The following is an 11,421-nucleotide window of genomic DNA, read 5'->3' on the forward strand; positions in this document are numbered from 1 at the left end:
AAATATGAATAAAAAAGATGAAATAAAAAATGTGCAGCCGTTACGATCGCTACAGCAAATTGAAGATATGAAATGGTCCTTACGCCGGTATTGTTCTGAACGGGATTACATGTTGTTTTTAATTGGTATTAATACGGGTCTTCGTGTGGGGGATTTATTGCGATTAAAAGTATCTGATGTGAGCAAAAAAAAGAAAGTAACCGTTCGTGAAGGGAAAACAAAAAAGCCGCGTACAATTTACTTAACAAACATTTATGAAGACATTTCGTCTTATGCGATGACTTTATCGTCTTCTGGTTGGCTCTTTCCTAGTCGAAAAGGGGACCAACCAATCTCGCGCATTCAGGCATACAGACAAATACAAAAAGCAGCAGACATGGCCGACATCCCGGAAGGGATTGGCACACATACTATGCGCAAAACGTTTGGCTATTGGCACTACAAACAATTCAAAGACGTGGCCGAATTGCAGATGATTTTAAATCATACGCATCCCAAAATTACGTTGCGTTATATTGGAATTTTAGAAGAAGAGCTTGAACATAACCTTCGTGCTTTTAAGCTTTGAATGAACTGAAGATATAAAAACACTGCTGGTATAAAAATCAGCAGTGTTTAAACGAACTCTATTTCACGCTCTTGAATCAAGCCCCAGCTAGTGGCTAGAATTTCTGCCCATTTAGCAGGATCATCATGAAAAATTGTTTCTGGATAGGGGGAGAACAATCCTGTAACTTGTGATTTATGCTCTTCAAAAAAGTGCAGTACATCTTCGTGCGATAAATCAAGATCGCGCGAAAGCCACTCTATCATCTGGCCAATGTAGTTTTCAATTTCATGATTGTTAGAGAATTGGAATTGGATCATAGTTTAACCCCTCCTTACTTATGAATTCCACAGATTGGATACATTTAATCGCCTTATTTGTTCCCAGCCATAGTTGATCATACTCATAATGTGGGAAACGCTTGTTAGGTATAATATGAGGCAAAAGTGTTTTTAGATCTGAATTTGTATCGTTTTTTCTATAATGTTCTTCAAAAACAGGAGTATTGTTGTCCCCACATCTCCCATAAACCCAGTCAAAATGGTTTTTGAGTGGATTTATGGGAGTAAAACGACCTCTTATAATGGTTTCCAACCATTCTTCATTGAAATCATCAATAATTAATTTTCTATTTGTATTACGTAACGATCCCAGCTGAATGACACATGAAATAATTAGGGGGGATGTACGACTACCTTTTGCCATTTTGTTAGCGTATTCGCGTGCTTGCCAATATCTACTAGTTAAATAAAATCCTTGACCAAAGTCTTTAATTTTATTCGTATTAGGGATTCTTACACCATTTTTAGTAAAAGAAATGAGATGTTTTGTACACGTACCATGAAAGAATATAAGCTCTGTTTCGTCACGATACTTATCATTGAATATTATCTCTGATAAGCGCATTCTAAGACCGTCCCATCTAAATAAATAGTTCCTTTTCTTTATTTTACAAAAAAAAAATTTTTTGTAGCTTCTAGCGCATTTTTCATTCTATACTTACATAGTAAGTATAGAATGAAAAATGCGCTAGAAGCTTAATATGAATATAAGTATATAAGAATAAAAGAATGAAAAAAAATGCTGTTATGGTAGAACTAAATAAACAAAAAAGAAACAATATTTATTAGGAGAGGTTAAAATGAATTTTTTTTCATACGAAAAAGAGAAAAAGAATGAAATTTTCGAAAAACACAGAAATGAGTTTATGAAGTGGAGAAATGAATTACAAGAATTGAATAAACCTTTTTTTATGATCCCTACCGATTTTAAGCACATCTTTCTAAAAGACATTAGTGGAGGAGCTCTGAAGCTTTATTTGTTTTTAGGTTTCCATGCAAAATATCATACAGGGGAGAGTTGGTATAGTTTAGAACAAGTTGGCTCCTTTTTCGATAAAGACCCTAGAACTATTGCAAATTGGTTTAAGGAATTGGAAGAGTTAGGGTTGGTTTTTAGAGGTCAAAAAGGGATTATGATGAAAGCAAATACCTTTCTAAAACCTTATGGATTTTCTTTCTATGAAGTAGAGAATGAAAAGAATACTTCTCGAGATGTGTTCGATCACATAGAAGAGAATTTTGAATATACACCTTCGTTTGGATTGATGTTAAATTACAGTTTAAAAGACTTCACATTTATACAAGTTTCTAAAAAAGGTTCTGAGTTTCTTTGTTCTTGCTTCTACAATTTTGACACCAATGAGATTAAAATACTTAGAGATGGTCTTATAAAAAGAGATATCAGATTTGACAATTTTGATATTGATTCTCCACTTCAAAGAAGTACCAAAAATGTACAGGTGATTTATAATTATTTAATGAGATATTTAGACGAAAAAACTATGTAATAATTACCTTAATATACTCTGGAGACATTTTTAAAATGGGCAATATGTGTACATAGTGCCCATTTACACCCACTACATGGGTTGATGGGTAAAACAGAAGCTTATAAGCTTCTGTTTTTTTGTCTTCGCATAGCGAACTTGCCCTTCGGGATCCATAACAAAAACGCTAGGTAAATTTTTATTTACCTAGCGTTTTTGTTGAACTTTTAACAAGATTATTGGAGAAATTTTCATTTTATTGTTGTTTAATGAGTTTACTAGATTTATAATTGAACCATTACATAAGTGATTCGGGCATAAAAAAAGAACCTCATACACGTGGACTAAGCGGTGCTACCAACACCCTTAGAACATTCTTCTCTACGACACTAGAGAAAAACATTTTTTAAACGCATACTAAGGTTCTCTTTTCTACTAATATTAGTTACCCAAAGTGTACCTAATTTAGTCAAAAGGTTCAAGTATGTTTTTATAAAAAAGCACCTGTTTTTCTCCATTTTGGGGGAAGGTAGGTGCTTTTTTGTTGCCCTCCAACGGGAGGCGAAATGATGAACAACGTCACATTACTATCAGGACACATTGATCAATATAAAAACTTAAGCAACTTTACAACGCTTAAAGACTTTAATTCGGCAGTAGAAATGTTCTTGGCGGAACACAAAAAGAGGTTTTCAAAAGGGGAATACATTGCGTTTATGCGTTTAACGAAGTACATGTGTAAATTTAGAGGGGTAGCCAATGCAAAAGCCGGCACATTGTTAAAAGTCATAAATGAGAAACAAAATGGTTACGGGGTGAGCCGATCTACCTTCTTTCGGATGCTTCAAAAAGCGAAACAATTCGGAGCGATTCAGGTACAAAATACGCAGCGGAAGCGTGGCGGCCAAGGACATAATGTGTATGTTTTTCAACCAATTGACACACCGCATTCGAGAAAATTGACACACCGTGAAAACGAAAGATCTTCTACGTACGTAAGCGATCCAACCGTGAAATCGGGAAGCGAAACTGGTTATTTTAAAACTAATAAGACAAAATCTTATATACGTAAAAGAGGACAAGCATTAGATGCAACATTTGCACGTCAGTCCGTTCCTGTTTCTTTTATTCAAATCATGAAAAACACATTTAAAGAACAAGCAACAGCTCAATTAGTGGAAGAATACTGGCGTATGGTTGAAATTCAAACAACCGATGTGCCAAAACCATTAGTCAAAGAAATGAACATGGAAATGATCGCTGTACAAGCCTTACAAATCACACGAAGAAAAATCGAACGAGCGCGAACAAGGAATCCAATCGCTTATTTTACTGGTGTTCTAAAGAAAAAATTGGACCAAGATTACGAAAATCTAACAAAAATACTCTATCAAGACATTAGCTAGTTAAAAAACATCGTCTCATAAGCTCATATTTGCCGTATGAGACTTCTTTTTGACCAAACCTATATAAACTAAGGACACGTACAATTAACCCTTTAGAAGCCAATTACAAAAGAATGAAAGGTCATTCTCTTAAGCTACTTAGTTGCAAGGATAAAAAGCTTGGTCAACGACAAGGAACAGGTTGTATTTTTGCCTACGCAAAAATCTCCACCTTTTCTCCTTGCTCTTTTGACCATTTGTCTGTCTTCTTTAGTGTGCCGACCGAGCGACAAACCGATGATTGCCTGAGTTCAACTCGTTCGGATAGATAGTATGACAGACAAAACGCGATAAAAACCATGGGACTCTGTCCCATACCCTGGCCTCTCTTGCAACGCCCGATAATACATAAAAAAAACGTACCCCCGAACGGATACGTTTTTATAGAACATGCTTGATCCTATAGATATTTTATTATATACCCTTTTAAGCAATAAGTAGAAGAAATATAAGAATAAAATTTAAAGAATTAGAGTGAAATAAGTGACTGCATGAAGGCTTGCAAAAGTTAAGAATTGAAAGGGAATAGAAAACGCATGTAGAATATAGAAAAACGCATCGTGAACGGTAGGTGAACGTATATGGAATATGGACTGCTAGCAAAAGAGGTAGCACTTCATATAGGAATAAATCCCAACACATTAAGACGTTGGGCAATTGAAATTGAAAAAAACGGATATGAATTTGAGCGGAATACACGAGGACAGCGCATCTTCTATGAACGCGATCGTGATGCGTTATCCAAAATGAAAATCATTCTAGCTAATAATGAGAGTCTCGAAAACGCCGGAAAATGCATTGCAACTACTATTAATAAAACAATTCAAGACAAAGAAAACGTCGAAAAAACGCTTAGCGTTATTCGCAATAAGGATAAAAACAATGAGATTTATGCGTTTACGAAGGAAGAACTGCAGACTTTTATAGGCGAAACAGTTGAAGAACATGTTAAGAAAGCAATCGAAGAAGAACGAGAGGCTATGTTTAAAGCATTTGATCGACGTATGAATGATGTTATTGAACGTCGGGATCAGCAAATGATTTCAGAAATGCGTCGATCTTTGAATGAAGGAAAAAAGGAAACCTCATTTGATCAAGAACAAAAACAGGATTTAAGTTTCTTTCGGAAATTATTTAAAAGAAACAAATAAGAAATTGTTTGTATCAATGTTGAAGGAGGATGGTCATTTTGAGCACGTTTGAGTCTTTATGGCTTGCTGGTATGCCCTTGTATATACTAATTATTGGTATATCGTTAACTTTCATAATTGCGAAGTACGAGGAAGAGTACATTTATTATCCATCTATTGGTTGTTCAATATTTGTTATACTACATGTTTTGCCGATGGAAGAATTTAGTTTATATGCAATTATTAGTATTCCGAGCGCCTTGATTGTATGGGTATTTACCTATTTTTGGAAAAAAGTTAAATAACAAAAAGCTGACAAAGTGTCAGCTTTTTGTTTTAAACTTCTTGATCTAGGTATAAAGCAACTACATCATAAAATGCACGACAAACTTCATTTGCTTCACTAGTTGTAGGGGTAGGTACTCCGAAGTTTTGGGCGAAAAACCCAGTTGACACCGCTGTTACAGGGTTTAATGGATTAAGATAAAACATGCCTAAATTATAGAATTGTTCACGGTCATTATCGAACCTATTTCTAGCAGCAGCCTTAAATCGTCTTTGATAACCAACATTGTAATAATTTCGAACTGCTCTTGAAATAGAACTTGACCAACCTTGATTTCCTAGTGAATGAGCAATGTTAATGGCATCCATATCAGCAAAGAGATCATCGATCGGGAAGGTGCCTTCTGAGTGGTTTCCAATTAGATGCCTAGAAGCTAAATAAATAGAGCTGAAATCACCTGCATCCAATCGATTCTTAGCATCTCCAAAGACTGTAATTAAATCGCCAACCCAACCACCGTAATCTGCTAAGAAATTGTCAGGTGTGATAGCTAAACTGCCCTGATATCTAATTGCATCCATTGTTGCAAATAAATGTGGGAAGTCTAAGTCTACACCTGTTCCTGGATCATATAACCTTGGGAGTGTAGAGGGTTTACCAAATCTATTTACAGCTTCAGTAATGAAATTATTTGCTAAGCTACCAGCAACAAATGTCCAAGCTGGCCCGGTATAGTTTTCGTGTCTTAAATAATTTAAAACAGATTTGTTTGCTACAAGCTGCGATCCAGATCCACCACCATGGAATTCAAATGCGAATTGCGTAATTTCATCTAATATATCAAAAAATGGTTGATTACGTGCATTTCCTTCTGTTGGCGGAACTGTAACATTAGGATCTTGTTTATTTGCCCCCCAGTCTAATCCAGATGCAATATTATTATCAATAGCTAGTCTACCTGCTCCGCTACCAATGAAATGTTCTTTGACTTGGTTAAATGACCAATCTTCTGGTAGCGTATGTCCTATATTTCCGGTAAACATTGTAGACATTCCACTGACGAAACTCGCTACACTGTATCCAGATTTCGATACTCGACTACAAGCATTTCTAGGACCGTAAACTCCTATTCTATAAGGATTATCCATAGAGTCCATTTCCATTTTTATTGCGTCAAAATAAGGGAATATATGGGTATCTATTTGATGGTCATATATATCAAAATCTATGGTGAAATAGATAATGGTATCATAAGGAAACGCTAATCCCGCAGCTGCTTGTACTGCTTCTCTAGCATCATTTATCCCTTGATTAAAAGAAAAGTAAGATAGACGGTTAGATCCTCGCTGATAAATTGGAAATACATTCAATCCTAACCTGTAGCAAGTTTGTAACTCCGGAGGCGTTAAGGCGTAAGACCCTGTCAGATAACGTCCGGCTGTACGTCGACCATCATTTAAAAGTGTTTCTACTTTTGCAGAAGTTAAAGTCTCTGATGTATCAATTGCTTGACCTTTTCGTTCTGGATTTCCTGTACTCACTAGCAATTGCATCCATGTATCGAGGTTCACAATACCTGTAACAGGCAGCTTTGAGAACTCTTGAAATGATCGTACGGATTCCTCCATAGTTCCAGTGAAGACACCATTAAAACTGCCGTTATAATGACCATTTACATAAAGTGAAAATTGAATCAATTGAATGAAATTTCCAGCTGTACTACCTGGAGCAATAGTAGGTGTAGCCGCGATGGTCCCCGGGCCATATCTACCGTTTGCTCCTGGGACATTAGCTTCTAATTGTAGAGCGTAAATTAAACCAATATTAGTATCTCTTGTGTAATGTCCATCAGCAGGAGAGACACCGGTGGTTTGATAATAATTACGATTAAGATGTTGTTGTATTTGACGGATTCGAGAGTCTGGATTAATACCTACCTCTACATAAGCGTCCATGTTTAACATAGCTTGGAATACGCGAGGTGTCACAATTCCATCAGGATTAAGACCGGCGTCTTCTTGCATTCTTTTGACCCCTGATTCTGTATTTGGTCCGAAAGTGCCGTTAAAACCACCGGGGCTATAACCTTTGCACCACATTGCTCCTTGTAAGATCATTACAAGAATACCCTGAGCATCACGCCTCAATGTAGGACAAGCCGCTAAAGTAGCAGGTCCAAACGCATTTACTGGATTTGCAATCCCGATTTCAAGTTGAAGTCCTCTAGTCAGAGCATACATAGTCGACCAGCCCGTGCGTCCTGTTTCAGGGGCCAATTCTCCAAAGTTAGGATTAAATCCAAACGTAAGATTGACCCACTTTTGAACTTCTAATACTCGCTCATCAACATTACTCATAGCATTATACCTCCTATTAATACATTTCCATTTAAACTATAAATCTTTAAAATGTGGTATTCGTACAAGAATTACACATCTTTTTGGTTTTTAGGAAACATACTTATTATTCGCTGTAATGTACAGACCACTCTTTAGTTTATACATCTTAGAACCATTGACAGTTATTTGATCATCAATGGTAAATACCTCTCCTCTCCTTTATTAACAATCGCGTATCTACTACTCCAATTAGGCTGATCGTATACCCATAATGAGTGCGCTTTAACGGTTAAAGTTTTTCCGTGTAGATTTTCCTCAGTATGGGTCTCGTTACTACCTGGAATTTTATTGAGAAATGAAAAGTTTCCATCTTTGTTAACACAGAGTTCTACGTCTGTTCCTGGACGATTTGTATTTGTTTTAGGAATGAAACTTTGTTCTACTTTTATTCTTGTTCCTCCTTACTACTGAAAGAGTTATTAGTGTTTTTGTCTAAGTGTCTTAATGCTTTTCTTAAAGGATTAGGCACGTATGCTCCACTTTCTTCGATGTTCTCAAGAATTGATATAATTTCATTTATAATATAAGCCCAAATAACAAGAGTTCTTAGTGTTGGAAAGCTTTCTCCTGCTAGATTGTCGGGTACTCCATCCAATAACAGGATGTCAATCCCATGAGCTATACCTATCACCACAAAAATCGCAACTTTTTTTAAAAGTCCTTTCCAACCTATATTGCTAGAGAGTCCCTTTCGCTTAAAACCTTTGAGCATTCCAGTGACGTAATCAAGGACGACAAATATAACCAAATATTGAATCAATAAGTCCCACCCTCCCATCCAAAAACTAAAAATTGAGGCTGTCAGACTGAAAACTATCTTATATATACTTTCCATATATCCAACTCCTTAATGAATAAAAAAGATCTAGCAGCCTGCTAGATCTTTTTTATTTGCATTCAATGTAACTTGTGCGACCTACCAAATCGCATAACGTTTGACTATTACATCCAACCTAATTTTTTTGCTACTAGATCTATAAAATCATTTTTATAATTGTGAGCGGTGTTACGATGCATAGATAATTCCATAGCAATCCCGTCCCAAGTTAAGTTTTTTCTACTCCAATACCTTAATTCGATAACTTTTTGTTGATCCTTAGGACATTCGTCGAATGTCTCTCTAATAACAGTCACTATGTCTTGCATTTTTCTTACTCTTCTATTTAAAAAAACCAAGGGCATAATATTTCTATTTTTAAAAATAAACTCTCTATCGTGACTGCTTTCGAACATGTAATCAATTTCTTGTTCGGTTTCCTTTATAGCTCTTATCTCATTCTCAATATGCTTAATCGTAGCCTGTCTCAATTTAGTAGAATTCACAAATATTCTCCCCCTTAAACAAGAACGTATGTTCTTATATATTAACCGAACACCTACCTTTTATCAATAAATACTTTTAAACTAAGTAGGCCTTTTGTTTTACTAATTTATCAGTTATTTCAACTTGATGAACACAAAATTTGCACATTGTTAATAGATAAGCAAAATAGTTATTTATCGTTTTTTCTCTGCTATATTGTTCTGGTAAAGGGTATTTTCATGTTTACATGAACTAAAATTCTTGTAGCATGATAAGAAGATTTCTTCTTGATTTTAAATAGTTTAAATAGTAATAAACTTTATGATATTTAAAACAAATGGTAGGATGTAGGTGATATCGCGGCTATGCGAATTTGGAAAAATAGTAGATTAAAAAAGGGGAATAGAAATGAAATATAGTTATGTATTAATTCCACTGTTATTAGTAGTCACAGGTTGTACTGGAGAGGATAAAAATCAAGAGAATGCTAATACATCAAATAGTATTGAATCATCAGCGGAGCAAGGGAGCGACACTTCGATTACACTTGGTTACACATACGATTGGGAAAATGTAGAGCGAGATTTATTTAGCTTAGATTCTCAATTAAAAGAAGAAGATTACAGTAACATTGAAACATTTTTCAAGACATTTGAGCTCCCTGATGAAGGTCGTTTAATGCCTGAAGAAGCTAAAGAATATTTCTCGCAAAATGGAGAAGTAGACACGAGTCATAATTTTTCAGATGGAGAGATCTATTACAAAAACTATCTCATTTTTGATGATGCTACGAATATGGCTACTAGTACGAATATATGGGGGTATGACCCTAATACTTACGATCCTATAGAACCCTTTGAGACTCAATCTGTTGGTCTATTCATGGCTATAGTGAATGACGTGGATGGCAAGGGATTTGTATCTCCAAACGGTGAATTTGTAGACTTTTATCCAGAAGAGTTAACAGAAGAAGAACATAAATATTTACAAGATGACTCACTATATACTGTTGATCAAGAGGGGAATGCCACACCTAAAGGTTGGGGAGCTTTACAAAGCATGATCGATCAAATTCAAATACAATTAGAATATATTGAACCCTATCTAAAAGACTATAATGAACTACACATGTGGTCAGCTGAAACAAGACAATACCTACAGGTTGCAGATTCTATTAGTTATCATGATTATGAAGAGGCATATAAATATATTGTTGCAGCAACAATGAATATCAAACGTATAGAAGAGGTATTGCCAAAAAAATAATCAATCGTGGGTAGCTCTTTAGGCTACCCACGATTGATTTTATTTACTCAATTAAAAAGATCTTCTGTTAATTTATATTTGTACTGAATTCCTTCTTTAATCGACTCAAGGAAGTTATTCACTTCATGTTCTTCCGGATGATAAAATAATTCAGCTTCTTGGAAGGTGTCTTCTTTATCCAAATAATTGACGATTGCTAAAAAGTGATTTTCTGAAACTTTTTCTGCATCAACTAAAACCTCTTCTTTTTCGATCGTAAGGATATGCTTATCACCTTGTTTTTTAAAATTAATCATTTTTCCCTCCAAAGTATCTTTGTTTTAATTTTTTTATGAGTGTTTGACAGCAAAATATTCTATTACATCTAGGCGGAAATTAAGCGTGATAAAAAAGAGGCGATGTGGAGTTTATTCCATCTAAGTTCCAAATAACACGCATTGCAGCCCCAGATTTCCGAACATTAGTAAAGGTTTCATCTACTCGACGGGAAGGAGCAGAACCATAACTACAAATCTGCTTATTTGAACGTGTTCCTACCGTTTCATAAACTGCGGACGTTACCATACGTTGTAGGCGAATTCCGACGTCTACACAAGTTGCCATGCAGGGACCACAACCCCAAACCGATACTGGGATGTTGTTGTGAGAGGAGACAGCATAAGTGATAGCTGTATTAATAGGTCTCATGATATTTCCTCCACCATGTTGTCGTCGCTGATAAGTGCGATAAATACTTGCCATAAAAATCTCTCCTTTATATTTAATAGAAACAATTAACTGTTTCGTAGATCTATTTTAGGTAAAATTAGGCGTAGAAAAATACAATGTTTACACAAACATGTATTTTTTGGCATCATGACCTAAGTATGTTTTATACAATATTTTTCAATGTAACATAATAGTTATTATGTTACATTGAAAAAGGCTTAAAATAAGCCTTTTTTTGTTTTTCTGTGATATAATAAACTTACAAATAAAATGTTACATTCAAATCGTTGATATATAAGGTTTTGAATTTTTATCTTACTGAACTACGATACGCGTTTAACTTTATCCACAGAGTTCAGGGGGGGGTTCAAATTTTGAAGGGGGGTAAATATGAATAAAAAAGATGAAATAAAAAATGTGCAGCCGTTACGATCGCTACAGCAAATTGAAGATATGAAATGGTCCTTACGCCGGTATTGTTCTGAACGGGATTACATGTTGTTTTTAAT

General features: G+C 35.3%; 14 protein-coding genes. 6 read left to right on the forward strand and 8 right to left on the reverse strand.

Going from position 1 to position 11,421, the window contains the following annotated elements; genetic code table 11:
• The first annotated feature begins 4 nt into the window (after positions 1-4).
• Complete coding sequence (locus BK584_RS23980; RefSeq protein WP_078395893.1) at positions 5-568, forward strand: tyrosine-type recombinase/integrase; 564 nt, start codon at positions 5-7, stop codon at positions 566-568.
• Positions 569-615: 47 nt separating this feature from the next.
• On the opposite strand, the gene BK584_RS23985 is transcribed toward BK584_RS23980, so the two are convergent.
• Complete coding sequence (locus BK584_RS23985) at positions 616-867, reverse strand: hypothetical protein (RefSeq protein WP_078395869.1); 252 nt, start codon at positions 865-867, stop codon at positions 616-618.
• Positions 845-1,453: a DUF3990 domain-containing protein gene (locus BK584_RS23990; RefSeq protein WP_078395871.1), complete on the reverse strand. Its 609-nt coding sequence runs from the start codon at positions 1,451-1,453 to the stop codon at positions 845-847. Before BK584_RS23990 ends, BK584_RS23985 begins: the two co-directional genes overlap by 23 nt.
• 235 nt (positions 1,454-1,688) lie before the next feature.
• Between BK584_RS23990 and BK584_RS23995 the strand changes: the two genes are divergently transcribed.
• The 4 genes from BK584_RS23995 (at position 1,689) to BK584_RS24010 (ending at position 5,255) form a co-directional block, all read left to right on the forward strand.
• Positions 1,689-2,396, forward strand: coding sequence for a helix-turn-helix domain-containing protein (locus BK584_RS23995; protein ID WP_078395873.1), 708 nt, complete (start codon positions 1,689-1,691; stop codon positions 2,394-2,396).
• 548 nt (positions 2,397-2,944) lie between these two features.
• Positions 2,945-3,781 carry a hypothetical protein gene (locus tag BK584_RS24000; RefSeq protein ID WP_078395875.1) on the forward strand — a complete coding sequence of 279 codons (837 nt, stop codon included), beginning with the start codon at positions 2,945-2,947 and terminating at the stop codon, positions 3,779-3,781.
• 620 nt (positions 3,782-4,401) lie between these two features.
• A complete protein-coding gene (locus tag BK584_RS24005; protein WP_078395877.1) occupies positions 4,402-4,971 on the forward strand; it encodes a hypothetical protein in 570 nt (189 codons plus the stop codon).
• Positions 4,972-5,009: 38 nt separating this feature from the next.
• Positions 5,010-5,255, forward strand: a complete 246-nt coding sequence (locus BK584_RS24010) for a hypothetical protein (protein WP_078395879.1) — start codon at positions 5,010-5,012, stop codon at positions 5,253-5,255.
• A 31-nt stretch (positions 5,256-5,286) separates the two neighbouring features.
• On the opposite strand, the gene BK584_RS24015 is transcribed toward BK584_RS24010, so the two are convergent.
• From BK584_RS24015 to BK584_RS24025, 4 genes are all read right to left on the reverse strand, one after another.
• A complete protein-coding gene (locus tag BK584_RS24015; RefSeq protein ID WP_078395881.1) occupies positions 5,287-7,593 on the reverse strand; it encodes a glycoside hydrolase domain-containing protein in 2,307 nt (768 codons plus the stop codon).
• A 90-nt stretch (positions 7,594-7,683) separates the two neighbouring features.
• Entirely contained in the window at positions 7,684-7,773 is a 90-nt protein-coding gene (locus tag BK584_RS25455; protein WP_367579332.1) for a hypothetical protein, read from the reverse strand.
• A 247-nt stretch (positions 7,774-8,020) separates the two neighbouring features.
• Positions 8,021-8,470: a phage holin family protein gene (locus BK584_RS24020; RefSeq protein WP_078395883.1), complete on the reverse strand. Its 450-nt coding sequence runs from the start codon at positions 8,468-8,470 to the stop codon at positions 8,021-8,023.
• 107 nt (positions 8,471-8,577) lie between these two features.
• Entirely contained in the window at positions 8,578-8,958 is a 381-nt protein-coding gene (locus BK584_RS24025; RefSeq protein ID WP_078395885.1) for a DUF722 domain-containing protein, read from the reverse strand.
• Between the two features lie 388 nt (positions 8,959-9,346).
• On the opposite strand from BK584_RS24025, the gene BK584_RS24030 reads away from it, so the two are divergent.
• Entirely contained in the window at positions 9,347-10,204 is an 858-nt protein-coding gene (locus tag BK584_RS24030) for a hypothetical protein (RefSeq protein WP_078395887.1), read from the forward strand.
• Between the two features lie 47 nt (positions 10,205-10,251).
• Here BK584_RS24030 and BK584_RS24035 read toward each other — a convergent pair whose 3' ends face one another.
• Together BK584_RS24035 and BK584_RS24040 are read right to left on the reverse strand one after the other, a co-directional pair.
• Positions 10,252-10,500, reverse strand: a complete 249-nt coding sequence (locus BK584_RS24035; protein ID WP_078395889.1) for a hypothetical protein — start codon at positions 10,498-10,500, stop codon at positions 10,252-10,254.
• Between the two features lie 79 nt (positions 10,501-10,579).
• On the reverse strand, positions 10,580-10,945 hold the full coding sequence (locus BK584_RS24040; protein ID WP_078395891.1) for a hypothetical protein: 366 nt from the start codon (positions 10,943-10,945) through the stop codon (positions 10,580-10,582).
• Positions 10,946-11,421: the final 476 nt, after the last annotated feature.

Source organism: Shouchella patagoniensis (assembly GCF_002019705.1).
Classification (GTDB): domain Bacteria; phylum Bacillota; class Bacilli; order Bacillales; family Bacillaceae_D; genus Shouchella; species Shouchella patagoniensis.

Coding starts and splice junctions, on each gene's coding strand:
- BK584_RS24030 (WP_078395887.1), top strand. CDS start 9,347: ATGAAATATAGTTATGTATTAATTCCACTGTTATTAGTAGTCACAGGT.
- BK584_RS23990 (WP_078395871.1), bottom strand. CDS start 1,453: ATGCGCTTATCAGAGATAATATTCAATGATAAGTATCGTGACGAAACA.
- BK584_RS24035 (WP_078395889.1), bottom strand. CDS start 10,500: ATGATTAATTTTAAAAAACAAGGTGATAAGCATATCCTTACGATCGAA.
- BK584_RS24020 (WP_078395883.1), bottom strand. CDS start 8,470: ATGGAAAGTATATATAAGATAGTTTTCAGTCTGACAGCCTCAATTTTT.
- BK584_RS23980 (WP_078395893.1), top strand. CDS start 5: ATGAATAAAAAAGATGAAATAAAAAATGTGCAGCCGTTACGATCGCTA.
- BK584_RS24005 (WP_078395877.1), top strand. CDS start 4,402: ATGGAATATGGACTGCTAGCAAAAGAGGTAGCACTTCATATAGGAATA.
- BK584_RS24015 (WP_078395881.1), bottom strand. CDS start 7,593: ATGAGTAATGTTGATGAGCGAGTATTAGAAGTTCAAAAGTGGGTCAAT.
- BK584_RS24040 (WP_078395891.1), bottom strand. CDS start 10,945: ATGGCAAGTATTTATCGCACTTATCAGCGACGACAACATGGTGGAGGA.
- BK584_RS24000 (WP_078395875.1), top strand. CDS start 2,945: ATGAACAACGTCACATTACTATCAGGACACATTGATCAATATAAAAAC.
- BK584_RS23995 (WP_078395873.1), top strand. CDS start 1,689: ATGAATTTTTTTTCATACGAAAAAGAGAAAAAGAATGAAATTTTCGAA.
- BK584_RS23985 (WP_078395869.1), bottom strand. CDS start 867: ATGATCCAATTCCAATTCTCTAACAATCATGAAATTGAAAACTACATT.